23 protein-coding genes, 2 tRNA genes and 1 pseudogene are annotated in these 25,772 nt (G+C 47.0%); 14 read left to right on the forward strand and 12 right to left on the reverse strand.

The window, feature by feature from the left end; genetic code table 11:
• The first annotated feature begins 2 nt into the window (after window positions 1-2).
• A complete protein-coding gene (locus Dvar_RS17860) occupies window positions 3-629 on the forward strand; it encodes an alpha/beta fold hydrolase (RefSeq protein ID WP_419663058.1) in 627 nt (208 codons plus the stop codon).
• Here the strand turns inward: Dvar_RS17860 and Dvar_RS17865 are convergent, their stop codons facing one another.
• Window positions 630-1,433 (reverse strand): DUF3786 domain-containing protein, encoded by an 804-nt coding sequence (locus Dvar_RS17865; protein WP_419663060.1) that lies wholly within the window; start codon window positions 1,431-1,433, stop codon window positions 630-632. It lies immediately after the preceding gene.
• 346 nt (window positions 1,434-1,779) lie between these two features.
• Between Dvar_RS17865 and Dvar_RS17870 the strand changes: the two genes are divergently transcribed.
• Both Dvar_RS17870 and Dvar_RS17875 read left to right on the forward strand, forming a co-directional pair.
• Window positions 1,780-1,932: a hypothetical protein gene (locus Dvar_RS17870; RefSeq protein ID WP_419663061.1), complete on the forward strand. Its 153-nt coding sequence runs from the start codon at window positions 1,780-1,782 to the stop codon at window positions 1,930-1,932.
• A 91-nt stretch (window positions 1,933-2,023) separates the two neighbouring features.
• Window positions 2,024-2,533 carry a DUF4203 domain-containing protein gene (locus Dvar_RS17875; RefSeq protein ID WP_419663062.1) on the forward strand — a complete coding sequence of 170 codons (510 nt, stop codon included), beginning with the start codon at window positions 2,024-2,026 and terminating at the stop codon, window positions 2,531-2,533.
• A 116-nt stretch (window positions 2,534-2,649) separates the two neighbouring features.
• Here Dvar_RS17875 and Dvar_RS17880 read toward each other — a convergent pair whose 3' ends face one another.
• Complete coding sequence (locus Dvar_RS17880; protein ID WP_419663064.1) at window positions 2,650-5,397, reverse strand: SGNH/GDSL hydrolase family protein; 2,748 nt, start codon at window positions 5,395-5,397, stop codon at window positions 2,650-2,652.
• 367 nt (window positions 5,398-5,764) lie between these two features.
• Between Dvar_RS17880 and Dvar_RS17885 the strand changes: the two genes are divergently transcribed.
• Complete coding sequence (locus Dvar_RS17885; protein ID WP_419663065.1) at window positions 5,765-6,001, forward strand: hypothetical protein; 237 nt, start codon at window positions 5,765-5,767, stop codon at window positions 5,999-6,001.
• 541 nt (window positions 6,002-6,542) lie between these two features.
• Here the strand turns inward: Dvar_RS17885 and Dvar_RS17890 are convergent.
• The 3 genes from Dvar_RS17890 to Dvar_RS17900 all read right to left on the reverse strand — a co-directional run bounded on the left by Dvar_RS17890 (window position 6,543) and on the right by Dvar_RS17900 (window position 13,240).
• Window positions 6,543-8,597 (reverse strand): molybdopterin-containing oxidoreductase family protein, encoded by a 2,055-nt coding sequence (locus Dvar_RS17890; RefSeq protein ID WP_419662949.1) that lies wholly within the window; start codon window positions 8,595-8,597, stop codon window positions 6,543-6,545.
• 156 nt (window positions 8,598-8,753) lie between these two features.
• On the reverse strand, window positions 8,754-10,802 hold the full coding sequence (locus Dvar_RS17895; RefSeq protein ID WP_419663067.1) for a molybdopterin-containing oxidoreductase family protein: 2,049 nt from the start codon (window positions 10,800-10,802) through the stop codon (window positions 8,754-8,756).
• A 350-nt stretch (window positions 10,803-11,152) separates the two neighbouring features.
• A complete protein-coding gene (locus Dvar_RS17900; protein WP_419663069.1) occupies window positions 11,153-13,240 on the reverse strand; it encodes a sigma-54-dependent Fis family transcriptional regulator in 2,088 nt (695 codons plus the stop codon).
• Window positions 13,241-13,359: 119 nt separating this feature from the next.
• Here Dvar_RS17900 and Dvar_RS17905 point away from each other — a divergent pair, with 119 nt between their 5' ends.
• Window positions 13,360-13,656: a hypothetical protein gene (locus Dvar_RS17905; RefSeq protein ID WP_419663071.1), complete on the forward strand. Its 297-nt coding sequence runs from the start codon at window positions 13,360-13,362 to the stop codon at window positions 13,654-13,656.
• Between the two features lie 593 nt (window positions 13,657-14,249).
• Here Dvar_RS17905 and Dvar_RS17910 read toward each other — a convergent pair.
• The 3 genes from Dvar_RS17910 to Dvar_RS17920 all read right to left on the reverse strand — a co-directional run bounded on the left by Dvar_RS17910 (window position 14,250) and on the right by Dvar_RS17920 (window position 15,548).
• The gene (locus Dvar_RS17910) at window positions 14,250-14,450 is read right to left on the reverse strand and encodes a cold-shock protein (protein WP_419663072.1); all 201 of its coding nucleotides are present in this window, start codon (window positions 14,448-14,450) and stop codon (window positions 14,250-14,252) included.
• Between the two features lie 205 nt (window positions 14,451-14,655).
• On the reverse strand, window positions 14,656-15,027 hold the full coding sequence (locus Dvar_RS17915) for a hypothetical protein (RefSeq protein WP_419663074.1): 372 nt from the start codon (window positions 15,025-15,027) through the stop codon (window positions 14,656-14,658).
• Window positions 15,028-15,113: 86 nt separating this feature from the next.
• Window positions 15,114-15,548 carry a substrate-binding periplasmic protein gene (locus tag Dvar_RS17920; protein ID WP_419663075.1) on the reverse strand — a complete coding sequence of 145 codons (435 nt, stop codon included), beginning with the start codon at window positions 15,546-15,548 and terminating at the stop codon, window positions 15,114-15,116.
• Between the two features lie 112 nt (window positions 15,549-15,660).
• Here Dvar_RS17920 and Dvar_RS17925 point away from each other — a divergent pair, with 112 nt between their 5' ends.
• From Dvar_RS17925 to Dvar_RS17955, 7 genes are all read left to right on the forward strand, one after another.
• Window positions 15,661-16,824, forward strand: coding sequence for a geranylgeranyl reductase family protein (locus tag Dvar_RS17925; protein ID WP_419663077.1), 1,164 nt, complete (start codon window positions 15,661-15,663; stop codon window positions 16,822-16,824).
• Window positions 16,825-17,311: 487 nt separating this feature from the next.
• On the forward strand, window positions 17,312-19,423 hold the full coding sequence (locus Dvar_RS17930; protein WP_419663079.1) for a M3 family metallopeptidase: 2,112 nt from the start codon (window positions 17,312-17,314) through the stop codon (window positions 19,421-19,423).
• A 12-nt stretch (window positions 19,424-19,435) separates the two neighbouring features.
• Window positions 19,436-19,975, forward strand: a complete 540-nt coding sequence (locus Dvar_RS17935; protein WP_419663081.1) for a hydrolase — start codon at window positions 19,436-19,438, stop codon at window positions 19,973-19,975.
• A 202-nt stretch (window positions 19,976-20,177) separates the two neighbouring features.
• Window positions 20,178-20,417, forward strand: a complete 240-nt coding sequence (locus tag Dvar_RS17940; protein WP_419663083.1) for a hypothetical protein — start codon at window positions 20,178-20,180, stop codon at window positions 20,415-20,417.
• A complete protein-coding gene (locus Dvar_RS17945) occupies window positions 20,410-20,799 on the forward strand; it encodes a type II toxin-antitoxin system VapC family toxin (RefSeq protein WP_419663084.1) in 390 nt (129 codons plus the stop codon). Before Dvar_RS17940 ends, Dvar_RS17945 begins: the two co-directional genes overlap by 8 nt.
• 428 nt (window positions 20,800-21,227) lie before the next feature.
• Entirely contained in the window at window positions 21,228-21,518 is a 291-nt protein-coding gene (locus Dvar_RS17950) for a hypothetical protein (protein WP_419663086.1), read from the forward strand.
• Window positions 21,519-21,766: 248 nt separating this feature from the next.
• Entirely contained in the window at window positions 21,767-22,210 is a 444-nt protein-coding gene (locus tag Dvar_RS17955; protein WP_419663088.1) for a hypothetical protein, read from the forward strand.
• A 951-nt stretch (window positions 22,211-23,161) separates the two neighbouring features.
• On the opposite strand, the pseudogene Dvar_RS17960 reads toward Dvar_RS17955, so the two are convergent.
• The 4 genes and pseudogenes from Dvar_RS17960 to Dvar_RS17975 form a co-directional block, all read right to left on the reverse strand.
• Window positions 23,162-23,281 (reverse strand): annotated as a pseudogene (locus tag Dvar_RS17960) (type II toxin-antitoxin system HicA family toxin); the annotation flags it as partial.
• A 108-nt stretch (window positions 23,282-23,389) separates the two neighbouring features.
• Window positions 23,390-23,620 (reverse strand): type II toxin-antitoxin system HicB family antitoxin, encoded by a 231-nt coding sequence (locus tag Dvar_RS17965; protein ID WP_419663090.1) that lies wholly within the window; start codon window positions 23,618-23,620, stop codon window positions 23,390-23,392.
• Window positions 23,621-23,782: 162 nt separating this feature from the next.
• Window positions 23,783-23,859 (reverse strand) — tRNA-Arg (locus tag Dvar_RS17970).
• 63 nt (window positions 23,860-23,922) lie between these two features.
• Window positions 23,923-23,998: transfer RNA gene (locus tag Dvar_RS17975), tRNA-His, on the reverse strand.
• Between the two features lie 430 nt (window positions 23,999-24,428).
• Here Dvar_RS17975 and Dvar_RS17980 point away from each other — a divergent pair.
• Window positions 24,429-25,004: an acetate uptake transporter gene (locus tag Dvar_RS17980; protein ID WP_419663092.1), complete on the forward strand. Its 576-nt coding sequence runs from the start codon at window positions 24,429-24,431 to the stop codon at window positions 25,002-25,004.
• A 67-nt stretch (window positions 25,005-25,071) separates the two neighbouring features.
• Window positions 25,072-25,551 carry a cache domain-containing protein gene (locus tag Dvar_RS17985; RefSeq protein ID WP_419663093.1) on the forward strand — a complete coding sequence of 160 codons (480 nt, stop codon included), beginning with the start codon at window positions 25,072-25,074 and terminating at the stop codon, window positions 25,549-25,551.
• Window positions 25,552-25,772: the final 221 nt, after the last annotated feature.

The following is a 25,772-nucleotide window of genomic DNA, read 5'->3' on the forward strand; positions in this document are numbered from 1 at the left end:
AAATGAGAAAGACGATTATATTACCCGGCATGGGCGCCGATTCCGGCATGTATCCCCAAACGCTTTACCACCACCTGTCCGGGGTGGATTTCGTGGATTGGCCCCCCTACCAGGGAGAGACAACCCTCACGGCAGTTGCCCGGCGGATGATCGACGAATACGGTATTACTTCCGGTTGGGGTGTCGGTGGCGCTTCGCTGGGCGGAATGGTCGCTGTTGAGATTGCCAGGCTGTTGAATATCGACCGGGTGATTCTGATTGGCAGCACAACCCATCGCAGCGCCATTCATCCGGCCCTGATGCGGCTGAGCGGCTTTGCCCATCTGGCGCATGTCGCCCAGCTGCAGTGGCTTGCCGGCAAGATCAACCGCAACGGCGACAACCTGTTTCTTTCCATGTTTGAAAAAGCGGACGGTGATTTTATGAAGGCCATGGGCCAGGCGATTTTCCATTGGCGCGGGATGGATGGACATCGCTGCCGTGTCCACCATATCCACGGCGCAAGGGACAGGGTCATTCTTCCCCCTTCCCGGGGGGCGACCATCATTCCCGATGCCGGTCACCTTTTGCCCATGACGCATGCCGGTGTTGTGGCCCGATTTATTGCGGCGCACACTGCGGCATTGTAATTAAGCACCATGCCGCAAGGCGATCTTTTTAAACATCATAACCAGGCCTTCATTCAGTGTATAGATGGATTCAATGTCAAGATTATCATCAGATGCGGAATCAAAATAGATGTGAAGACTGGACTCCAGACCATCTTCCGGTTCCCAGTAGCAAACCATGATCGGCAGAAGCGGCAACGGATATAAAACAATTGAAACATCTGAATCAATGTGACTGACAATTTGTTTGCCATCGAAAATTTCCAGCATGTCTTTAAAAAGATCCGTATAGGAATCGGCAACCCGTGTTAATGGCTTTTCACAACATTGTTGAAAATGCGCATATCGGGAAGGCCCACCATTCAACTCCCGGAATGTGATCCAATTCCCGCTGGGAGATTTTCCCGAGCCGTTCAAAATATAGTTCAATACCGGCACGGCCATGTATGCATTGATATGAATTTCAGATGATATATTGCCCTTGGTATCAACACTGAAATCCTTACCCAAAATTTTTATGGTCAGTTTATTGTTTGAAAACTGGGCTCCCAGTCGCTTCGCCGCTTCGGAAAGATCAATCAAGGATATCTTTTGTTTTAGTCGTTCAATGGCTTCTGCTTTATATTCGTCAATGGTATTGGGCTTTTCAATTTCCCCCCCATACCGGTCAACGACCGCTTTATCCAAATAAGGACACGCATGGATCGGTTTTTTCTCCTTAAACACGGCCACTGCAAATGCAAGGCAGGTTTTTTCATTACATTCTCTACAGTTAGAACCGTTCAACAGTTTATAGATTTCCATGGGATTATTGATATGTGACATTGAAAAAAAGTCCTTGGTTTAGATTTCAGCAAATTGAATCAATGCGGCACAGTAACAATTCTCAAACCCCATTTCAACAGTCACGTCTTTCGGGGCCAGGCAGACGCCGCAGCTTAAGAGCCTGTTTGGTAAATCCGTCTAAGGCCCGCTAACGGCGTTGGCAATCCGATCGTCCACATGGGCGTGCATACGGGCCTGCCCCCGATCGGTTTGTACATAGACTCACCTGGCCGTCGGTGATTTGGATATACCTCCTTAAACACAACGTCATTGTTGACAATCTTGCCTGAGATCGGATTGGTGGTATTGATCAAGCCCAGTTGAGCCAAAGGATAGCCCTTGCCTGATGGGTTTTGAAGTGGCATATATGACAATTGTCAAGGTGAATAACGTCAAACTGGCCGGCTTTGTGTGCCCGATGGTTGGAGGATGCGCATCCCTCATGAATGTGGTTTATTTTTGTGCCGCCGCATTGCTTGGCGGAATTCGCACGCCTTGATTTTGAATGTGTGTGAGAATTTTGTTGACGTCTATTTGCTTGTGTATCGTTGAGACAAGGCCCAGGTTGTTGATTGTACGGAGACTGAAGGATGACGCATTGGTTGCTGCCAGTATTGGGGCTGGTTTTGATGTTCATGGGAAGGCGGCTGTTTTGGTTGTTTGTCGGTGTGGCTGGTTTTGCCGCCGGGCTGCAGGCCGCCCCCATGCTTTTTGGTCCGCAGCCCTTTTGGGGGTTATGGGTTGTGGGCTCCATCTGCGGGGTCATCGGTGCGCTGCTGTCCCTTATTTTTCAGAAAATGTCCATTGTTGTGGGTGGATTTCTGGCCGGGGTCACGCTTGCCCTGCATGTATTGCCCGTGGCCACCGCCAATGCAGTGATGCTGATCAGCTTTGCCTTCGGGATTGGCGGGGCGGTGGCCTTGTATATGTTTTTTGACTGGGTTCTGATTTTTTTTTCGGCGATGATCGGTGCCAGCCTGATCGTCGACAGTATCAGTGGGTATTTACCCTGGACCGTCCTTTCCTATGTGCTGCTGGTGGCATTTGGTGTGGCCGTTCAGGTCCGGTGGATGCAGGCGCGCCGTGCAATGACGCGTTGACCAACCATTTCCAGTGCCACCTTCAAACAAATGCCCACCAGCAATGCAGCAAATTAGGATATCTATACCCGCTATCAGAGGGGTTCCTTTATCGTGACAACGCGACAATAGAAAATTCAATACCTTACGAATTTTACGGCGTCGGCGCAGGTACTTGACGGCCCGGGTTGTGACGTAATCGTGACGTCATAGCTTTGCCCTGCGGTGAATGCGAAGGTATCAATCACATTCCACATGCCGCCTCCCGTTTGCTGGTTAATACTTGTGGTGGTTACACCTTGGTCATGCTGGATGGTAACGGGAACACTATTACTCCTGGATGACCATTCGGTCCACCACATAGAAAGTTGGTAAGACCCGGATGTGGATGGTGTAAATGTCCATGTATAGGTGGTTCCGTCTCTGCTATACAATGAAACCGCGTTTGGATCGGCCGGGTCCCAGGGATTCGAGCCGCCGGAAGTGCTCCATGTCCCAGTGAATGTGGTTTCCGGATCACCGTTATCGATAATGATGGTCTCTTCGGTAACACTGATGGTGAAATGCTGGTCATCAGAACCGTGGATATTGCTTGCCCGGACGGTTACAGCAAAACTTTCCCCTGTCTGCTGCGAATCGGGTACCCAACTTATTTCACCGGAAACTTCATTGATTGTCATGCCGTCCGGTGCGGATATGAGACTGAAAACAGGGGCGGGCTTACCAAGCGCCGCCACAGAATAGGCATACTCAACGCCCGTTGCAAGGGTTTCAACCGGTGTGGTGAAAATAAAGGGTGTAAATTCAGAACATTCCGGCACCAGTGCAGGCAGTTCATCCATCCACGGCCCAGCCATTTTTACATATCCCTGATTGTTTGGATGCAACTGATCAGCCATTTCAGTGTCGTAGTTCAGTACACTTTCCTGATCTACGATGATAATCTTATCGCCTGCGGCAATTCTTGATTGGACCATGGCTTGTACATTGTTGTTAAAAATCGTGGTGTCCGCATGAAATGGCTGACGATTGATAATCCTTGCCAAAATAACGGCAACGGCATTCCCGGAATTGGTTTCGTATCGATCTATTTCATTCAGGATTTCCTCCACAGCAGAGGGGTCCGTTGTGAAGTTGTTGGTTCCGATATGCAAAAGAACGACCTCAGGTGGTGTGGCCATCAGCCAATTGTACACATTATCAGCCACAGAATTGGCGGATATGCCGCCGATACCTTGGTGGTCTATATCATAGGCTGGCACCACTAAAAGGCCGTCAGATCGGTTACCGACAAAATCAATATTGAATCCGTCCGCCACCAGTGCTTGATGCAGTGGAGACCGGTAACCGGTCATCAGATCTGGGTTCAGTGCTTCACCATAACCGAGGGTAATCGAATCTCCCAGCGGCATGATGGCCACAGGTCGATCACAATCCCTGACGGTAATCAGTGCCGTGTCACTATCCGACCAGACGCCTTGATCATCCTGAACGCTAAAAAAAATGGTATGAATACCCTCCTGCAGACCGGTGGTCCTGAATGACTCTTGGTCGCTGATTGTACCATCGAGATCCGATTCCCATTTGTACGCCGTTATACTGCCCTCATTATCGATTCCGGTCCCCATGAAGGTCATCGCTGTTCCCGGTACAGCCGCCGGTGGCGTAATCGCATCGATGGTCGCAACAGGCGGCAGGTTGATGGCATCACCAGTGTAGACAAATTTTACTGCATCGGCGCAGGTGCTCGAGGGGGCAGGTTGAGAGGTAATGGTTACGGCATACGTGTCACCAGCGGAAAAAGGATATTCACCCAGTTCATTCCACATGGCGGAGCCAACCTGCTGATTGACGAAAACGGTATCTGTGCCACCGGAATGGTCTATGGTCACTGGAATGTTCTCACTGCGCGAAGACCAGGTTGTCCACCACATGGAGACTTGAAACGTACCAGTAACAACGGGTGTGAATTGGTATGTGTATGTTGATCCGTCTCGGCTATAAAGGGAAACTGCATTTGAATCGGCTGGATCCCATGGGGCCGTGCCTCCTGAGACGCGCCAGGTCCCTGTGTAGGATGTTTCCGGATCACCATTGTCAATGACCCATTCGGTTGTGGATTCTTGTACAATTAATTGTTGGCTGGCAGCCGCCGATGTTAGGCCTTCATTGTCGTAAACGATGAGCGAAATGGTGTGGGTTCCCAAGGATAACGGCATCGTCGTCGTAAAGCTCGCGAGATCACTCAGGTGGCCATCGATGTCAGATTCCCAGCTGAATCCTGCAATGGATCCATCTGGATCGTCTCCATGACCGGTGAAGGTTACAAGGTCACTCGCCAGGGCGGGATTCGGCGCAACCGAGTCGATGACGGCAACGGGGGCCAGGTTTCCCTGACTGTCAGCATAGCTTATTTTTACCGCATCGGCACAGGTACTGGATGGTCTGGGTTGGGACGTGATGGTGATGGAATAGGGTGTGCCGGCAATGAAGGCGTAGGTGCCCAACAAGTTCCATGCGCCGCCATTGACCTGTTGGTTAATGGAAACGGTGTCAGTTCCGTCCGCATGGCGAATGGTGACCGGTATGGAATCGCTACGCGATGAATAATTGGTCCACCACATCGAGATGTCATGATCGCCTGAATCGGTTGGTGTAAATGTCCAGGTGTAGGTGGCGCCGTCCCGGCTGTAGAGGGAGACCGCGCTTGAATCGTCGGGGTCCCAAGCATCCACCCCCCCGGAGACACGCCAGGTTCCGGTATAAGACGTTTCAGCATCACCATTATCGATGATGATGTCGGCAAATGCGTATGAAATTTGAAAACAGAATACCAGGATTAAAAATGGAAAAGGGGTAGAAAGTCTTTTTATGTATTTTTGCATTGGATACTCTCCTGAAAATTGGAACGTCCAGATCGGTTGGTGCGGCAAATAATATACTATAGCAGGCCAAACATCAATCTATTGTCGTCGATTGATATTTGCTGCTACCGGATCATTTTGGGTGTTATCATCAATCTGTAACAATAACCTTTATTTTACTAATTGCTATGTAAATAAAGTCCGGAGTCGTTCATGAGCGCCTCTCAGCCTCAAGCCCGCTTTTTATTTATGTCAATCTATTGGAGTTGAACGATTTTGTTCCAACCATTTCTACGGTATGTCAACGTCACTCGGAACAAATTTGACAGCGACGCCAACTATGTGCTCAAAATGAATTATCCAGAAAAACAAAGCCACGAGGCCCCTAATGAACAAATTCCAGGCCATGGCACATATAATGGCGATCCTATGTGAAGACGGCAGTTTCCGAAAAGGAAGCCATAGATACAAGCTTGCCCGTAAGCTTATCACCGCAAAGATCAATACAATGGGGCCGGACGCTGCTTATGCTCAGGCCAAATGGGCTAAATATCAGCTTATAGTGGAGATTGAAGAATTGGAAAAGGCAGAAAAGGCTGGTAAAATCCTAATTAATTTCATTTAGTTGGGTTCTGAATTAGTAGCTTCCGGAAAGTAATTTGCGGGTTTGGTTCTAACTTCGCCCACCTCAAATTGAGGGACGATTAAAAAGGGCTGGTCCCATTTTGCCTCTCGTTCCCACGCAGAGCGCATCCCCGTCAACCTAAGCGGTAAGATCGTAGGTCGGGTCGAGCGCAGCGATACCCGACAACCGATAAATCTGTTGGGTTTCGTACCTCAACCCAATTTACAATGCTGACAAGGGACAACGCAATCCCAAGTCGCGGTCGTTGTCGTGGTCAGCGAAGCGGTTGTCGTAATCGTAATCGAGAAAAGGAAATGACGATTACGACGACGACAACGATAACGACCACGAAGATATTACGCCAAGGGTTTTCCATCTCACTCCCATGCTGAAGTGTGGGAGCACGTTCCGCTATTCACTTGAACTTGATATGGGTTCCCAAGCGGAGCTTGGGAACCCGTTAAGTTGATGGGTATGCGCAGAGCATGGGGATGAGGGGTAACGAATCGAAACTATAATCAATCTCTAACGTGGCAATCTTTTAAGATAGTTTCACCAACCGGCAGGCCACACCGCGCATGGTGATGTAACCGGAGACCGGGTCTAAGAGTTCCGCATCCAGAAGGACGTTGCAGTTGGCATCGGCCCAGCCATGGGGGACGGAAACCACGCCGGGCAGAATGTCCGGGGTAACCTTGGCGCGCATCTTGATGCTGCCGCGTGGGGTTTCGATACCGATCATTTCACCATTGAAAATATTGTACTTGTCGGCGGTGGCCGTGTTGATTTCCGCCTCGGGTTCGGGGCGGATCACCCGCAGGGTGGTATCGCGCATCTGGGCATCGATGTATTCGACGGTGCGGGCGCCGGTGTTGAGCACTTCCGGGTATTCCTTGACGATTTCCGGATTGCTGACCTTGCTCTGTTCGGGCTCGACATGCACAGGGATGGGATCGGCGCCCAGCTCGGCCATGCGGTCCGAGTAGAGCTCGACCTTTTTGCTGGCCGTGAAGAATCCTTTTTTCTCGTGGAGGCCGTAGGTCTTTTTGCCGAAGTAGAGGCCTTCGGGATTGTCTTTCAACTGCTGCATGGTGATGCCGGAGGTGGAGAAGAAATGCTCGGCCACTTCCTCGTCCGAGTTCCACGGGAAGTATTCGCCGTATCCCATCTTGCGGGCCAACTCGCTCCAGATCCACCAGATCGACTTGCTTTCATACAGCGGCTCGATCACGGCTTTGCGCAGCATGATCCAAGGCTCGCAATAGGAAATGCCGTAGGGGAATCCACCGATACCGGTCTCTTCAAAGCAGGTGCAGGCGGGCAGAACGTAGTCGGCCATATTGGCGGTTTCGGTCATCATGGGATCCATGACCACGATCAGGTCCTGGTTCTTCATGGCGGCGTTGAAGCGTTTGGTATCGGCAAAGGTCACGGCCGGGTTGCCGCCCGAGCAGATGAAGGCCTTGATCGGGTAGGGGTTGCCCGTGATCATGGTATCGCACATCAAAGATGAGGACCCGTAAGGGGGCGGATTTTTGCCGAACTGATGGAATACGGGAAATTCATCATAACCCAGGGCATTGCCTTCGATGTTATCGGGCAGGCGCATGTCGGCCAGGCGAACCATGGGGCAGGTGACCCAACCGCCAGGACGTTCGACATTGCCGGTGATGGCTTGCAGGATCGAGTAAAGCCGGTGGTTCTGCAGACCATTGGTTCCCTGGTTCATGCCGCCCACGCCTTCGACGATGCAGCCGGCTTTGGCATTGGCGAACATGCGGGAGATCATGCGGATTTCCGCAGCGCCCACACCGGTGACCTTGGCGGCCCATTCGGGTGTGCATGCGGTGACGGATTCGGCCAGTTTGTCAAACCCATGGCAGTATTTTTCGACAAACTCTTTGTCATACAGCCCTTCCTTGATGATCACGTGGATCATGGCCTGGCCGATGGCAGCGTCCGTGCCCGGGCGCGGCTGCAGGAAAATACCGTTATTGGAGATGGGAATACGACGCACATCGATGGTGATCAGGGATGCGCCGGCTTTGACGGCATCACGAATGATGCGGCCCATGGGAAAGTAACTTTCATCCGGGTTGCGGCCCCAGAGGATGATACAATCGGCGTTGGCCGGTTCTTCAACCGGATAGCGGCCAAAGGTGATCTGGCGGGCCAGGATGCGGGAGCGGAAGCAGTTGCCTTCAGCGTTGAAGAAGTTGGGGCTGCCGTAGGCACCGCGGAAGCGCTGGTTGAAAGCGGCCATTTCAAAGTGTTCCACACCGACGGAACCGGTATAGGTAGCCAGGGTTTTGGCGCCGTATTTGTCCTTGAGTTCCAGCAGCTTGTCGCCGATTTCCTGCAAGGCCTGATCCCAGGAGACAGCCTGGAATTTGCCGTCGACCTTTTTCAGCGGGGTCTTGACGCGGTTGGCGGAATAGACGTACTCGGGTACCCGGGCGCCCTTGGGACAAATGGCGCCTTTGTTGAGCCAATGATCTTCAATGCCCTCCACTTTGACCAGCTTGCCGTCTTCAACATATGCATTGATACCGCAACAGTTGATACATAGGCCACAATCGGTTTGAATGACTTCCATCGCTTTGTCCTCCAAAAAAATGTTAGATGTCGTTATCTGTGGTCGTGAGATTTATCCCAGGACCCGTAATAATTAGATGGTGCAGAAAAAGCCCCAATTGATGTGCCGATTACGTCAATCTTTCAGTTTCTTGGTCAGTTCTTTTTTACCCATCATTTACACGCTTTCTATCGCACACATCAGCGACTTCAGGTCCGGGTATCCCAGGATAGGCTCCCTGCATTTGGCGTCGGTTAACAGATTGGCATTGGCTTTTCCAGACCAACCATGGGGGACAAACACGATGCCGTCGGCGATGCAGTCCGCCACACGGGCTTTCATGAACACGGCTCCCCGATCCGTGGAAACGCGGACATCATCTCCCTGTCTGATCCCGAAGGCATTGGCGGTTTTGTGGCTCAGTTCCGCCAGGGGATGCGGGTCCTTTTCATTTAGCGCATCAATATTGCGGTGCTGGGAATGGGTGTAATAATAGCTACGGTTGCCGGTCCCCAGGATCAGGGGATATTTTTTGGCATCTTTGTATCGTCGTGACAGGGGGCTCTTGGCCGGCTCCAGGTATGTGGGCAGGGGATCAAATCCTGCCTGGGCCATGGCATCACTGTAAATTTCAATCTTGTTGGACGGCGTTTTAAACGTGCCGTCCGGGATCGTGTAGGACTTTTGCTGGTAATAATCCCCTTCGGGTTTCTCATTTAACAGGTAATCAAAGGAAAACCCGGTTCGGCCCAGTTCAAAGGAAACCAGTTCCGCTTCCGATGCCCAGGGAAAGTACTCTTCCAGTCCTAATCGTTTGGCCAGCTCCGTGAACAGTTTCCATTCAGACCAGCTTTCCTCGTAAGGTTCAATGCACTTTTTGCGCAGCATCAGATAGGGAATACAGTGGCACACATTATAATTATACGCCACACCATATTTTTCCAGGTGGGAGCAGGCCGGCAGAACATAATGGGCTTCTTTTGCCGTATCGGTCATGAACATATCATGGACCACCAGAAGATCCAGTTTTCTGAAAGCCTTTCTGAACGCATTGCTGTCCGGCATTGACACCAGGGGGTTGCCGCCCACCACGATAAAGCTTTTCAACAGATCCGGGATATTTTCAGGAACCATGGTCACAACGCCGTAAGGGCTTTTCCGGCCCCACAAGGTGATGAACAGCGGGTATTGATCCGTGCCCAACGGATCACCGTCTCCAGACAAGCCCACATTGCCTAAATAAGGTCTGGGACTGATCACCCAGCCGCCGGGCACATTGATATTCCCGGTAATGGCCTGGAGAATGGAAAATGCCCGGCTGTTCTGGGTGCCGTTGGCCGTCTGATCCTGGGTGCAGGTTCCCTGGTAGATGGCGGCACCCTTTGTGGCGGCAAACAGTCGTGCCAGTTTTCGAATCTCGTCTTCGGGCACCCAGGTGATCTTCTGGGCCCATTGTGGTGTGAAAGGCTCGATATGGGCAGCCAGCTTTTCAAAGCCTTGGGTGTATTTGTCGATAAAGGCCTGGTCATACAGTTTTTCTTTGATGATCACATGGATCAGCGCCAGGGCCAGGGCGCCGTCGGATCCGGGGCGAATGGGAAGATACATGTCTGCATTTTTGGACATGGGGATCTTTTTGGGATCGATGACCACCACTTTGGCGCCTTTTTTCAGATTTTTTTCAATGGCCATTTTTAGCGGCAGATCCGATGCATCCGGGTTGTGTCCCCAGAGGATATACAGATTGGAATCCAGCTCTTCAGTGGGGTATTTGCCGAATGTGATCTGGCGGGTTCGGATGCGCATCCGGTAACATACACTTTCCACGGAAAAGAAGTTGGGCGATCCGAAAGCAGTTTTGAAGCGCTGGGTCAAGCCGGCAATCTCCATGTTTTCCACGCCGATTGAGCCGGAAAACATGCCCAGCATCTGAGGGCCGAATTCTTCTTTCAAGTCTGAAAGTTTTTTGGAAATCTCATCCAGGGCGGTTTCCCATGAAATGCGCTCAAATTTTCCATTCACTTTTTTCATGGGATATTTGATGCGCTGGGGGTGATAAATGCTGTCCAGAAGGCGCTCGCCCTTTGGACACAGTTCCCCCTTATTGATCGGGTGTGATGCCAGCCCTTTTACGGCAACTGCTTTTCCATCTTCTACGGCGACCTTGATGCCGCAACTATGGTAACACAGCGTACAGTCCGTCAGGATTTCCTTTTTTGCTTTCATTTGGACTTCCTCCTTGCAAAGTGTTTTAACTTTAACCGGCAGGTCAGTGCCTTTTGTTAAACCCCTCATAGCAAATGGAATGCCAAACGGGTTGAAAAATAAATATATATAAATATTTCAAATAGATAATAATAATCACGATTGTGCTTTTAAAAATGCCCGAATAAATAATTATCGTTTTGATAGCTAAAAGTGCTATCGAAACGATAATTATTTATTTTTCCACTTGTATTTAACCCGCTAAACCGACGACTCAAATAGATATAAATATCTAAAAATATATAATAAATTCGAAAATCAGGAGCAAAATGACGCATCTTGGATTGATATCAATTTGATAACATTGACGTTCAGGTGATGCCAAGCTGCTTTAAAAGTCTTGAAAAGTTTGACCGGGGCATTCCCAGCATTGCGGCCGCATGGGATTTTTTGCCGGAACTCTCTGAGAGGGCCTGTCTGACAAGGCTCTTCTTAAAATTAAAAACTGCTTCTTTCAAAGGCCTGACAGGCACGTTGCGCGTCGTATCCGCAGACATCTCCCGCGGCAGGTCGGAAATGGTGATATTACCTGAACCCGATATAATCATCAGGCGTTCAATGATATTCTCAAGCTCTCTTATATTTCCGGGCCAAGCATATTTCAGAAAAATCCCGATGACATCCTTATCGATATGGGCTTTTCCTCTTTTTAGATGGCTGTATTTTTGGATAAAAAACTCAACCAATCTGGGAATGTCCTCCAACCTGTCCCGTAAGGGAGGCATCGTAATCGGAAATACATTAAGTCGATAGAACAGATCAGAACGGAATGTTCCCTGTTCTATCTTTTTTTTCAAATCCTTGTTCGTTGCGGCAATGACCCTGACATCGATTTTTGTGGATGTAGGCGATCCGAGAGGCTGAATTTCACTCTCCTGAAGCACTCTGAGAAGTTTGGCCTGTGTTTTGAGGGAAATATCTCCGATTTCGTCTAAAAAAATGGTGCCCCCCTGTGCAAGCTGGAACATACCGGTCCGCCTTTCATGGGCACCGGTAAACGCACCTTTTTCATGACCAAATAGCTCACTTTCCAGCAACTCTTCAGGAATGGCGGCACAATTAACCTTGATCAGAGGCTTTAGCTTGCGACTGCCCATCTCATGGATCGTATTGGCGATCAATTCTTTTCCGGTGCCGGTTTCACCATAGATAATGACACTTGTGTCTGTAAAAGAAACGCTTTGCACAAGCTCCATGACTGTATTCATGGCAGGGCTTTTGCCGATCACAAATTTATTTTCCTGCTCTGCCTTCATTTTTTCCCTAAGGGAGATATTCTCCTGTTCAAGCTTTCGGGACAAATTTTCCATTTGGTTCTTTTGATCAAGGATCTCCTGAAACGCCAGGGCATTCTTAAGGGCCATGGAGACCTGCAAGCCAAACGCGGAAAAAAAACTTTTCTGCTCTTTTCCGAAAGCATGGTCTTCTAAAAGGAAGACCACAAGAATGCCAAGGAGTTTTTCTTTTGACCGCAACGGTACAATTAATTTAGAAAGCTTGTCATTTAGTAGAAAAGCCTCCGTTTCTTCGAGTACCGTTTTTTGGAATTCCTTTTCCAGCAATGGGAATTCTGTTTGCATATATTCATCATCCAGCCCGATATGAAATGCCCGCCCAAACCTGTCGTCCTCCCACAGATGAACCGCACAGATCGGATAGCCCAACCCCTTAACCAGGGAAAGGGTAAGCTCGAGTACCTCATTCACACCCATATTTTTATTCAGACTGCCAGAGATCTCGAAAAGGGTGGTCAGCTCTTTCATCTTTAGCTGTAACTGCTCATTGGTTTGGGCCAGTTCCAGCGTTCTTTCAGATATTTTCTTTTCAAGCAAAAAGGTAAATCGTTCCTTTTCCTCAAAAAGAGCGGCATTTTCAATGGCAAGACTGATATGGCCGGCAAATAGTTCAAGGGTCTGGATTTCTTCAGGCATAATTGGTTTCTGGCTGTAAACTTTATCCGCGGTCAACACACCCAGGACGCCCGAACGGCCGATCAATGGAACCGCACAATACTCCTTTGAATCGGTGAACTTCAATCGTTTGCGGCTTACCCTTTTATCTGTCCATGCATCGCTCACATAAATCGATCGGCCGGACTGGACGGACAATACTTCAACTGCCGTTTCGTCCATATCAAAGCCCTTCAAGTTTTTAACAATAAAGCCTTTATCCTTTTTGATACGATCAAGGGAAGCAACGCAACGGAGAAAATTATCTTCCAGAAGATAGATCAGCCCCCTTTCGAAGTTGACGCCGATGACGGCAAGTTCCACCATAATCTGGAAAAGCCGTTCCATTTTCATGGTGGAATGGATTTTCTTATTCATTTCGGCAAGACTGCTTAGCACCCTAAACTGTCTTTCAACGACTTCGGTATGATCCTTTTTATCTTTGTTCAAATCTTTTGTCATTCCTTTCATTTTTACACTTGACTGAAGACCATACGAAATTAGTGTTTAAGTAATATCCTGTTCCGATAAAATATTACAACGTTAATTTTTAAACAGAGAGGTTACACATGAAGCGATTTTACTTGCTCTGTATGCTAATCGTTTTAGCATCTTTAACCGTTGGGTGTTCAAACCATAAAAAATACCACAGCACCGACATGCCGGATCCCCACTCGTTTAACGCTCATTTTGGCAATATCGATACAGATGGTGATGACCTTGTGAACTGGAACGAATTTGCAGCCCACTTTCAAAACGCAGAAAAAAAAGTATTCGACGCCATCGATTTAAATCAAGACGGAAACATTGACCATGATGAATGGCATGAGTTTAAAACCGCACATGGATTAAAACATCATGATTAAAGCTGGTTAGACCTGTATTTATTCTTCCTAAAACCCTGAGATGGATCGTCACTGGGGATCGTGCATAACGGTCTGAATCGAACTTTTTTGGCCCCAAAAACATAGATTTAAGGCCGAAAAACGGCCCTGTTTTTAACCTAAATCAGAACCAATTAAGCATCCGGCGACACTATGCTGATTTAGGCTGCTAAAATAGTGGGAAATGCGAAATTGCAGTGGGAGGGCTATTACACTCTGAATAAGATGAAGGCGGTTGCGAAATACAGAACCTATCGCAGTAATTAACCGATAATTTGATGAAAATACATAGAAAACTGAATTAGCAAAAGGCCCAATTGCCATTTGCTATAGGACTTTTTCAATGAAGGAAGATGATCTAAAATTAGTGGCATGCTATAAAAACTAAAGATGAAAGGGACACAGTCATTTTAGCTGTGCCCTTTCTTTATCTTGCCATCAACCACATTTTCCATACCACGTCCACTTTCCTTGCTCTATTTTATAATTATTTCAGTTTAAAATAGCGAGGAACCAAAAAAAGGGACTCCCTCAAACTTTTGAAGGAACCCCTTCATAAATTAAATAACGAGGCGTTAAACCTTTGTGACGTTGGCTGCTGCCGGCCCCTTGGGGCCCTGCTCAATGTCAAAGGTAACCCGGTCACCTTCGGAAAGAGATCTGAATCCGGTAGCATTGATTGCCGAATGATGAACGAAAACATCAGGCCCATCTTCTTGCTCGATAAAACCAAAACCCTTGCTGTCATTAAACCACTTCACGATACCACTTGCCATACTAAAGTTCTCCTTAAAAATAATAGAAAAATGTTTCAAACTCAAGGTTTTATATTAGCAATTAGACAAACCCTTGATCTGAAACAAGGCCACCAAAACCGGAAGCCCCTTTGCAATCATTCCATAATATAACAAGATAAAATGATAGCAAGTTATTTTTTTGAACTTTCTTCACTTCAGATCTAATTTTAGAACCCATCTCCCTTCAACGCTTTTCCATTTTGTTGGAATATTCTTCCTGAAGTGTTTTGAAAACGTTTTCAATATTAATCTCTGTTCTGTTGAGCCATTTTAATGCCGATCTTGCATCGCGGAAGACACTGATATTATACGTATTTTTATTAATTTTTGCCACAGTGTCATGCATTCGGCTAATGCCATAATGAATATCCGAAGGGGCAATAATGGCAATTTTATTATTCAGATTGCTGGTTTTTCTTTCTGGTTCGCTCATGATGCCAACTTCATTCTGAGTATAGGTAGTTTTCAATTGGGAATTATCAATGATTACATCGAGCCTTTTGGAATAAAGCGGATTGGCCCGCAGATTCCGGCTGAATTCTAAAACCTCTTGCACAGGCGTGTCACCCCAATTGCAAATTGCAATCAAATTATATTTTGGGAAAATGCAATAATTTATCATATTGAAGCCTTAGATGATTATTAAAAGCCTTGTCTTTTAAGTTCATTTAAGTAATCTTCAATCATTGTTATTCCTCTTAAATCCTTGATGCTATTGATTTTGCTTGGTTTACTTCCTTTGAGGACGGCAAGGGATGGGGTAGTAATTAATACCGGTAAATCTGAATAATACACGAAAGCTTTTCGATCTTCAGTTTCGCCAAATTCCAAAGTCATATCAATTTGGCTGGTCTTCAAGTACAACATGATCCGAGATAACGGGAGAACCATGATTTCTGCCGTGTGTCCCATTTCTTTGATCATGGCCCTGATATAGTCTACACCCGGCCCATCGGGCTCGTTTGTTATTGAATTATGGAAAACAATAGGGCTATGAATGTGAACTCCAACTTTAATTTCATCGGCGGTTGCAGGACCATAAAAAAAGGTGAGATCAGCAATCCCAACGGATTTCAAATTTATGAGGAAAAACTTCGAAATACAAAATCAATTCAACACAATCTGTAATTCGAAGAAATTTGAAACGCCCAGTTTAGGTAAAATATAAAAGAGAAAGAAATAAATTCTAATGAGTGCTAAATATGATGTAGTGATAGTCGGTGCCGGTCCAGCTGGGTCAACTGCAGCTTATGTATTATCAAATTTAGGTGCGAATGTAGCCATAATAGATAAATATAAATTCCCTAGGCCAAAATTGTGCGGTGGACTTATTACTGGGAGATGTAAAAAAGTATATGATTCAATATTTGATGAGAAATGGGATGAAGTTATTGAGGTAACGTCAAGAGGTGCATCTTTCTATTATAACGATAAATTTGTAAATTCAATTGAAGATTGTCCCCCTATTTATTTTACATCAAGGAACACATTTGACAACTTTCTTATACGGTCAGCTGAAAGAAAGGGGGCAAGGTTATTTGAAAATATGGAAGTTGTTTCTATTAATGAAAAAGAAGTCATTTTAAAAAATGGAAATATAATAAAGTCAAATTTTGTCATTGGCGCTGATGGGGTGATGAGTTCAATATCACGATCAATATTTAATAAAAAGATCTATAAAAAAGATCTTGCATTTGGTATAGAGGCTCAATTTTCAAAAAAATATTTTGACAGAAAAGTTGAATCTCCGGAAATTTATTTTGGAGTAATCAATTGGGGTTATGGTTGGGTGTTTCCAAAAAAAGAAAGCGTCACAATAGGTGTTGGTGGGTTGCTGAAAGCTAATAAAAATATTAAAAGTTTATTTAAAAATTTTTTATTTATGCTAACAAAGAAAAACAATATTGAAGCCAATATAAAAGGACACTATCTTCCTTTCGGAAAATATAAAAAAAGACCCGGTTTTGGAAGAACACTATTGGTTGGTGATGCTGCCGGTTTAGTTGATCCAATAACAGGGGAAGGAATTGCATTTGCAAGGCTCAGCGGAAAGCTTGCAGCTGATTCTATTATAGAATCAATTTCTTCAGAATGTTCTGATGATGTCTTGGAAATATATAAAAAGAAATATTATCAAATTGCCAAAGGATTGGATACTGCGAACTTTTTAAAGAATTTCATTTTTTCAAAATTAGCACAGAAATACTTCATTAATGTAATTAGTAAGAGCAAAAGTACTATAGAAAAGCATATGGATCTTATGGCTGATGAAATTGACTACAATAATTATTCTAAGTTCCTCATTAATAAAGCCTTTGGTCATACAATTGGACACCTAATCAAATTTAAATAAAGACATCATTATAATTTGAAACTTGGTTTTAAACCATAAGTTCCATGATACTTTTTCCAGATGATTCTTTAAACCGCTCTTTTCGGCCCCAAAAACATCAAAAATCATCTCCAAAATAGTGGGATGTCCATTGACCTGCAAAACCAGTCGCAGAAAAACTGGCCCCCGTGATGGATACCGGCCACATTTACATGGTCATGGAGGTGTGTACCGGGATGGCCCTTTCTCTCACCTCGCGATTCAGTAACGCAGAATTGGATCGCAGGGAAGTGCGGCACAAGAAAATGAAAAGGATAGAGAGAAACGTGTAATCTGATTGAATGGCTTCATCCATCGGTGCCGCCCTTCAATTGTCCTCTTGATCTTTTGCGCCAAATTTTATTGGATAGAGCTATCCTCTTTTTTGGATCCTTCAGTTGTAAAATGAGCGCTCAGGCTCCAGGCTTTAAATTAATTGTCAGTCTAATATTTTTGGAAGGAATCAGCTGTGAATCAGGAAAATAATAACCAGACCGATAACCCGCTGCTGGTCGAAACCGGATTTCCGCAGTTTGACCGGGTTAAGCCGGAACACGTGATCCCGGCCATTCAAGAAATCTTAAAGCGTGTCAACGAACAGGTCGACCAGCTGGAAGCGCACCTGGTGCCCACCTGGACCGGATTGCTGGGGCCTTTGGAACAGCTGGATATACCTTTCGAATACAGCTGGGGGGTGGTTTCGCACTTGATGGGTGTGAAAAATTCGGACGAATTTCGCAAAGCCCACGAGGCTGTGCTGGCCGATGTGGTTCAGTTCGGCCTGCGGGTCCGCCAGAGTCCTGCGATCTACAAGGGGCTTTTAGCCATCCGTGATGGAGATGGCTGGCAGGACCTTGATGAAGCCCAGCAGCGGATTATCGAACAAAAAATCCGGGCCGCCAACCATGCCGGTGTTGGATTGAGAGGAGAGGCCAAGGAACAATTCAATGCCATCGTCAAAGAACTATCCCAACTGAAAACGGACTTTTCCAACCATGTTCTCGATGCCACCAAGGCTTTTGACTTCATCATCAGCGATCCTGAAGCCACCGAGGGCTGGCCCAAAACCCTGAGACAGATTGCAGCGCAATCCTGGAATACAGTGAACAAAGAATCGCCGACCGCCACCCCCAACAGTGGCCCCTGGCGCATTACGCTCGATTATCCCAGTTTCGTCCCTTTTATGGAACATCACCGGAACCGAACGCACCGGGAGCAGGTATACCGCGCCCACATTCTGCGCGCCTCGAGCGGTGAGCTGGACAATTCCGGTTTGATTCGCCGAATCCTATTGTTGCGTAGAAAACAGGCGCAATTGCTCGGTTATGAAAATTACGCGGGACTCAGTCTGGATTCAAAAATGGCGCCGGACGTGGCGGCCGTTGACAAAATGTTCTCGGAGCTGGTGCAGGCCGCCCGGCAGCCGTCCAGGAAAGAACTGGATGAACTGCGGCAACTGGCCCGGACCTCAGGCCAGGCCGAGCCATTGGCCCACTGGGATGTTCCGTTCTGGGCTGAACGGCTTCGGGAAAAGCGGTTCGGATTCACCGATGAGCAATTGCGCCCCTATTTTCCGTTGCCCCGCGTGATTGAAGGGCTGTTTGCATTGTGCACCCGATTGTTCGGTGTCACATTCGAAAAGGCTGACGCAGTGGCACCGGTTTGGCACAAGGACGTGCAATTTCATCGTGTCAAAAACGAAAGCGATGAAACCGTTGCCTGGTTTTACCTCGATCCATACTCTCGGCCGGAGGAAAAGCGCGGTGGCGCATGGATGGATGACTGTCTTGCCCGCTGCATCATCAATGGCAAGTTGCGGCATCCGGTGGTGCATTTGTGCTGCAACGGCACGCCACCGGCAAATGGCCGTCCGTCGCTGATGAGTTTCAATGAGGTAACAACGCTTTTTCACGAGTTCGGACACGGGCTGCAGGGCATGCTGACAACGGTCGACTACAGGGATGCCGCCGGCATCAACGGTATTGAATGGGACGCGGTGGAAATTGCCAGCCAATTCATGGAAAATTGGTGCTACCACAAACCGACCCTCATCGGCATGACAAAGCACTTCGAGACCGGTGAATCTTTGCCGGACGATCTGTTTGAAAAGCTCTGCGCCGCCCGCACATTCCGCGCCGGCTCAATGTTCATCCGGCAACTAGAATTCGGCATGACCGACATGATGCTCCATACTGATTACGATCCAGACGCAAAGACAACCGCGTTTGATGTGCACCAACAGATCGCCCGGGATTTGAATCCGCTGCCGCCACTGCCCGAATCGCGATTTCTCTGCTCATTCAACCACATTTTCGCCGGTAGCTATGCCGCGGGATACTACAGCTACAAATGGGCAGAAGTGCTCAGCGCTGACGCCTTTGCCGCCTTTGAAGAAGCCGGGTTGGAAGACGAGGCCGCCATCGCCTCACTGGGGCGCCGTTACCGGGATACGATTCTGGCCTGTGGCGGCGGTTGTGACCCGATGAAGGTCTTTCATGATTTTCGTGGCCGCGAACCACGCACAGATGCGTTGCTGCGGCACAACGGGCTGAAAAGCGCTTTCGCTGTAACCAGGGATTAAAGGAAATCAATCATGCTCAAAACCAAAGACGCAACCCTATTGATTGTCGATATTCAGGGCAAGCTGGCAAACCTGATGCACGAGAAAGAGTTTCTGTTCGAGAACGTCCAAAAACTTGTCAAAGGGTTTCAGGCATTAGGCCTTCCGATCCTATGGGCAGAGCAGAATCCCCAGGGCCTCGGACCGACAGTACCTGTTATAGCTGGGCTGTTGTCCAACATTCAACCGATCAGCAAAATGAGCTTCAGTTGCTGCGAGAATGCCCGTTTTATGCAAGCATTGAAATCATCGAACCGAAAGCAGGTGTTGATCACCGGTATTGAGACACACATCTGCGTCTATCAAACCGCCGTGAATCTGGTGGACCTGGGGTATACGGTTGAGGTCGCAGTGGACGCCGTGTCCTCCAGAACCATTATCAACAAGGAAATCGGCTTGCAGAAAATGAAAGACCATGGGGTCGGATTGACCAGTGTCGAAACCGCTTTGTTTGAACTGCTCAAGGTGGCGGAAGGTGAAACATTCAAGCAGATTCTTGGGATTGTAAAGTAGAAAGGTTATGAAAAGTCGCAAATGAATCCGCGACGCCGTGGTATTGACGAGCACCCCCTATCGCCGATTGATTACCATGTATTTTTGCGTTATATTTAGGAATATTAATCGGGCTCGGAATGTGACCAGGATGCCGATGCCCTACATCGAGGAAAAATCAAAGCTTGGTAAGACCCAAAAAAAGCTTTAAAAAGGTGAAACAATGAATACAGCCGCGTTTACTAAACATGAAATTTACAACAAGCTTGCTGGATTGTCAGAAAAAGAGCTGGCCTCAATTGCCGATTTCGTCGATTTTATGCGGCATCAAAAAAAGCTTAAGCCCCAAAAGGTGCTCAAACTGCAGGGCATCTTAAAGGGTTGTGATATCGATTTTTCCGATCTGAAGCGGTTTAAGACACAAACATGGCAACATGTCGACCAAGAGTTCGCCGATGAGTAGCTACGTGACCGATACCCAAGCGCTTGTAAAATTTATGATGGGTAAAAAAGTGATCAACGATGCCGCCCATCAAGCGTATTTGTCGGCCGATAAAGGAGATACAACTATCATCATACCAGCCATTGTTCTAATGGAAGTTCTCTATTTATTTGAGAAAAACCGTATTCAAGTCGGCCTTTTACAGACTGAAGACTTGATGGAGAGCAAAAATTATCAATTCGAACCGCTCAACTTCGAGATCCTCAAAACGGCATCGGAAATAGACGATATCCCCGAGTTACACGACCGATTGATTGCCGCCACCGCAAAGTATTTAGGCCTGCCCATAATCACTAACGATCCGGTAATCAGCAGATCAAGGTTCGTTCAAGTCTTAGAATGAAAAGAATACCGCCCAAAAGAGCTGTCCGAGCAAGGACGCATAAGGGGAATTTGTCCCTCGGTTTGAAAGGAGCCTATAAACACACTGGATTAAAAATGATGACCTGCCCAGAAGAGCTCATCCATGATCCATCCGTCACATCGTATTCTTGAAAATGCTTTCCCGGTTTGGAGGGATGTCAAAGCGGAAAAGTGAAATCCGCCTGCCGGCTACCGACCGGGGTTGGGTTTTATGCCAAATCAGGGCCCCGGCTGGCACTAAAAAGGGCAAGGTAAAAAAAGCTGACTTCGACTGCCTCAAAGGATCAAATCCAGGGGGGGGCATAAGGGGCTTTTGCTCCTGTCGCCCTGAAAAAGGAAAGGGCAGTTAATGAAAATAAATCCGCCACCGCCGTCCGTATTCTCAAGTTCAGATTTTTTGAGACAATAATGACCGATCGTCTTACCATGCTTACCCATTTTCATGTGTACCAAAAATTGAATCGCCCAGTTTACTTAAAGAAAATTACCATCAGCCCTAAGAGGAATGCCATGAATGAATTATCCAAATCTGTTCCTAACCCTGCCGAAACTCAGGAACTTACAATCCAAGTTCCATGCCGATTAGCCGAACGGGTTGAGAGATATGCGAATGAAAATGGAAATACGGTAACCGGTGTGGTTATTGAGGCATTGGATACATTTCTTAGAGGAAAAAAACTGGATTTATCTGGATGGTGATGTATCCCACCTTCAGAGCGTTTTCAGTCGACTAAACAGCAAATTCTTCGAAATCCATTCCGTCAATTATTCGGCAACAGCTGTGGAAGTTTTCTGGGTAGAACTACTGAATGCCAAGGTCATTTGTGATTTCAAAGGCATTTCGTCGTATATGTTGTATTTCAGGATAGTGCTGGCAACACTCAGGCAATGGACTCTGGTTTTTTATATCCGGCGGTACTGATAAGGTCATCGATGAGGCACTACAATTGAGCAATATAACGATTGAGGCGTGGAAAGCAGAACTGCCAGAAAGTGAGAAAATTTTTGTCTCGGCGGGCGTTAAAAAGATTCATCCGGTAATGGATCGAACAGTTAATCACCTATTGGAAATAGACCTGATTCAGTATGTCCGTGTAACACCATCCGACATTCAAGCCTCCAGTGCCATTGCCATCAAGGGAAAAGCGAAAATCCCCATTTCAACACCGTACCATCCAACCGCAATCGGTGTGCATCTGATACTAAAACCTACTGAAAAGTCAGTTTTATTCTACGAGATAACTTCTTCAACGAATGGATATGGAGAAAAAATGGTTAAAGCAGTAATTGATTCCATTCCTGAAGATTGGGATGCATTGGTAATAATGGATTACAGCGACGGGTTCTGGGGCAAGATGATTGAAAGACATGATAGAATTTCGATTATCTGATTCTTATGATCATGGCCGCCACAGAAGTACAAAGGCACCGCAATATTGGGGATTGTCGTGCTCATGGTCAATAGATGTTTGGATCAGTGTGGTGGATGTCAAATCGTGCCGCGCTATCGACCGGGATCGAATGTTGCGTATAGTGTGTACCCGAGACCGGCGCCGAAAGGGCAGGGCAAAAAGCATGGCATGACTGCGTAAGGGGACAAAGCCGTTGGCGCTTGCCTAAATATTTATTCGCGCCTGCCGCCCTGGAAAAGGAAACGGCGGTTAATGAAAAAAAAAGTCCTCAACCGCCATCCATATTCTCAAATTCAGATCTTTTATCTGATGATGATTTCTTAAATCGCTATTTTCGACCCCAAAACATCGATTTAATCTTACATTCCGCACCCATTACGCATAGGTTTTAAACAATTTATTACTCAGCAAAAACAACACCATATCAAATATAACGTATTGTATTTACATGAAATAAAAATATCTAGACATTTCAAATAGTTGCTGCTACACTACCCGAACCTTTACCATCGCGCTCAAAAAGGAGGGGCAGATGCCACCGTTCGATACCGAAAATATGACCATCACCGATGCCAGGCATTTGCCCATCGTCAAAGCACGCGAGATGGCCGAGATCGGCCGAGATCGGGTCGGACCAAGCAGGATGCCTAATTGGTGCGGGTTTAGGTTAAAAATAGGGTCGTTTTTTTGTCTTAAATTGATGTTTTTGGAGCCAAAAAGAGCGTTTTAAGGAATCATCTATTAAAAAAGTGAGATGGGGACGCCTTTTCCATTTAAATATAAAGAATAGCGCGCCAAAATTCAGGGTGTTATACACTAACAATCACTACAGAATTTCTTCAGTAGTAAAAAAAGGAAAGTTTTTACGCGCAGAAAAAAGGACCATAGAACGGTCTTAAATTCCTCCCATTTGTTTGATCTGAATTACATCTACTTCGTTTTCAAAAAATCGCTCGGATCAATGCCGGCTTGTCGTAATATCGCCCGCAGTGTACCTTCGGGCATATCACCGGGGTGGTTGGGGATGGTTGTATACCGGTCGGTTTGCTCGCAATACCAAACCTCATGGCTTCCGGCCGCCTGACGATCGAAGGCAAAGCCTAATGCCTTGGACGTTTGGTGATTTGTCGGTAAGAAAAACCAGAAAGGCGCCCCATATCATGCGTTCACAATTAATGGATAATCAAATGAATCGGAAATCGTGGTAAGTTTGATTTTGGCGGCACGCTCTGCTCGTGCCTCGATCAGCTTGCGAGCCACATCGCGGGCGATCTCCAAGGCTTCGGTTGCCGTTCGTCCCTGGGCCACAAGCCCCTGCAAATCATCTGATGTTGCCAGATACAAACCCTCAGGGAGTTTCTCGATATGAATATTGATAATTTTTTCCATGTCCCCTTGCCCATAATAATTGAATAAGTATTCCTTTTGCAGAAGATGTGGCTAATCTAACGCAAAATCAATCGGTAATCAATCAGTGGAGATAAAGTTGCCATGGATGCTTTAAAAACAAAAAAGGGTTACAAGCCAAGCTTTGTAACCCTTTTAAATTATTGGCGCGCCCGGCAGGATTCGAACCTGCGGCCTACGGATTCGAAGTCCGGCGCTCTATCCAGCTGAGCTACGGGCGCGTAGGCAAAAAAGGAATAAAGGCCATTGCAAAGTAGCGTGGTGCAATGGCCTTTTTAGTTTTATGGGGTGAGTGATGGGACTTGAACCCACGGCCCTCAGGGCCACAACCTGATGCTCTACCAACTGAGCTACACCCACCATAAGAAGCAACAATACCTAACAAATTGGCTCGTGCTTTTCAACCATTAATTTTGAAGTCCTGGAAAAAATCGAAGATTTTAATCTGGTATCCTTCCAAGATAATCAGAAAACAATTGTTTTCAATCTGTTCTGCATGCCGGATCAGGTCCGGCATGACGAGCCATGTCCGGTCTTCCCTTCATTGGTACTTGACCATCAAACTCAATCCATATTATTTCATTATAAGAAGTTAGAACCGTTCTTACCTTATTCTACATTGAATCGCTCATTGCGACCCGCTCAATCTGAGCCTGGTTTTTTCAGAAAAATGATTTTCATTCCAGGTCGTGCCCCCTCCGCTGATATCTGAACCTAATTTTATTATTCTCGTACCCTTGCAACGAAATGGCAAAAAGGACTTCAACTATTCAGGAAAGGAGCAAAGGCTATGGCAAATGAAACGCCAGTGGCAAATCCGGGTGTTGTCGGTTTGGCGGGATTCGGCATCACGACGCTGTTATTGCAGTTTCATAACGTGGGGTGGTGCGGCGTCGGACCGATCGTTTCAATGGCTTTTATCTTTGGCGGCCTGGCGCAGATGATTGCCGGGTATCAGGAATTTAAGTGCGGGAACAACTTCGGATACAGTGCGTTTGTATCCTACGGTGCATTCTGGATTGCACTAGGTGTGATCTTCATGCTCAATCATTTTAACATCTACCACGCCAGCACATCGGACGTGGGGTGGTTTCTGGTTTCCTGGACCGTCTACACGGCGATCCTGTGGGTTCCCGCCATGCGAATCCATGCTGCCATGGCAACCACGTTTACCTTATTGTTGATCGGGTTTATCCTCTTGGACCTGGCGCACTTTGGGTTTCCCTCGCTGACCAAGGTGGCCGGCTATGAACTGATGCTGTGTGCTGCATCGGCCCTTTATATGATGGCCCATGTCATTTACGCCCAGATTTTTGGCAGAGACGTATTACCTGTCGGTGAACCATGGATCAAACCCAAAGCATGATGGATACATCAAACCTCGGCTTTTTTGCTAACATCCTATCAACTCGAATCCATTACCGGAGGATGGTATGAAAAAATATCGAATCATCGCAATTTGCCTGATTGCAGGCTTCTTGGCCGTCAATGGGTGGGCAGAGCAATCGGCGACAAAGGACGAGTGTGTGATCAAATGCCACGAAGCGGCAGCCATGATCACTTCAAAAGGCCTGGACGCGGCGATCAAGGAAGTTTCCAATCCCAAAGGCATGTTTGTATGGAAGGATTCTTATGTTTTTTTGATGAATCTGGATGGCAAGATGCTGGCCCATCCGTTCAAGCCGGAACTTACCAAACAGGAACATGTATTGCTGATGACCGACCCGACCGACAAGGCCCTGTTTGTGCACTTTGTCAACCTGGCGCGAAAGGTGGGTCACGGGTGGGTGGAATACATGTGGCCCAAACCCGGCAAAAACACACCTTCTAAAAAATTGACCTATATCTATCGGGTGCCGAATCAGGATTTGTTTGTGGGGGCAGGGGTGTATGTGGGGGGCATGATTTATTAGAACCTAAACTGGGCGATTCAAATTTTGGTATACATGAAAATGGGTAAGCATGGTTATACGATAGGTTATCATTACCTCCCAAAATTTGAACCCCTGACGGGGTTGCCGATCTCACCACATCTCCGGCGTTAGATGTCTCCCCGCATAGGCGACTATAGCGAAAAGACATCTGCCTTGTATATGCGGTAAGCTCGACAATCGCCCAGTTTAGGTAGAAATAG

Source organism: Desulfosarcina variabilis str. Montpellier, from assembly GCF_048565275.1.
Taxonomy (GTDB): domain Bacteria; phylum Desulfobacterota; class Desulfobacteria; order Desulfobacterales; family Desulfosarcinaceae; genus Desulfosarcina; species Desulfosarcina variabilis.

What these genes read in the sequence shown, in the direction of transcription:
- Dvar_RS17860 (WP_419663058.1), top strand. Translation starts at nt 3, where the DNA reads ATGAGAAAGACGATTATATTACCCGGCATGGGCGCCGATTCCGGCATG.
- Dvar_RS17865 (WP_419663060.1), bottom strand. Translation starts at nt 1,433, where the DNA reads ATGTCACATATCAATAATCCCATGGAAATCTATAAACTGTTGAACGGT.
- Dvar_RS17870 (WP_419663061.1), top strand. Translation starts at nt 1,780, where the DNA reads ATGGGTTTTGAAGTGGCATATATGACAATTGTCAAGGTGAATAACGTC.
- Dvar_RS17875 (WP_419663062.1), top strand. Translation starts at nt 2,024, where the DNA reads ATGACGCATTGGTTGCTGCCAGTATTGGGGCTGGTTTTGATGTTCATG.
- Dvar_RS17880 (WP_419663064.1), bottom strand. Translation starts at nt 5,397, where the DNA reads ATGCAAAAATACATAAAAAGACTTTCTACCCCTTTTCCATTTTTAATC.
- Dvar_RS17885 (WP_419663065.1), top strand. Translation starts at nt 5,765, where the DNA reads ATGAACAAATTCCAGGCCATGGCACATATAATGGCGATCCTATGTGAA.
- Dvar_RS17890 (WP_419662949.1), bottom strand. Translation starts at nt 8,597, where the DNA reads ATGGAAGTCATTCAAACCGATTGTGGCCTATGTATCAACTGTTGCGGT.
- Dvar_RS17895 (WP_419663067.1), bottom strand. Translation starts at nt 10,802, where the DNA reads ATGAAAGCAAAAAAGGAAATCCTGACGGACTGTACGCTGTGTTACCAT.
- Dvar_RS17905 (WP_419663071.1), top strand. Translation starts at nt 13,360, where the DNA reads ATGAAGCGATTTTACTTGCTCTGTATGCTAATCGTTTTAGCATCTTTA.
- Dvar_RS17910 (WP_419663072.1), bottom strand. Translation starts at nt 14,450, where the DNA reads ATGGCAAGTGGTATCGTGAAGTGGTTTAATGACAGCAAGGGTTTTGGT.
- Dvar_RS17925 (WP_419663077.1), top strand. Translation starts at nt 15,661, where the DNA reads ATGAGTGCTAAATATGATGTAGTGATAGTCGGTGCCGGTCCAGCTGGG.
- Dvar_RS17935 (WP_419663081.1), top strand. Translation starts at nt 19,436, where the DNA reads ATGCTCAAAACCAAAGACGCAACCCTATTGATTGTCGATATTCAGGGC.
- Dvar_RS17940 (WP_419663083.1), top strand. Translation starts at nt 20,178, where the DNA reads ATGAATACAGCCGCGTTTACTAAACATGAAATTTACAACAAGCTTGCT.
- Dvar_RS17945 (WP_419663084.1), top strand. Translation starts at nt 20,410, where the DNA reads ATGAGTAGCTACGTGACCGATACCCAAGCGCTTGTAAAATTTATGATG.
- Dvar_RS17950 (WP_419663086.1), top strand. Translation starts at nt 21,228, where the DNA reads ATGACCGATCGTCTTACCATGCTTACCCATTTTCATGTGTACCAAAAA.
- Dvar_RS17965 (WP_419663090.1), bottom strand. Translation starts at nt 23,620, where the DNA reads ATGGAAAAAATTATCAATATTCATATCGAGAAACTCCCTGAGGGTTTG.
- Dvar_RS17980 (WP_419663092.1), top strand. Translation starts at nt 24,429, where the DNA reads ATGGCAAATGAAACGCCAGTGGCAAATCCGGGTGTTGTCGGTTTGGCG.
- Dvar_RS17985 (WP_419663093.1), top strand. Translation starts at nt 25,072, where the DNA reads ATGAAAAAATATCGAATCATCGCAATTTGCCTGATTGCAGGCTTCTTG.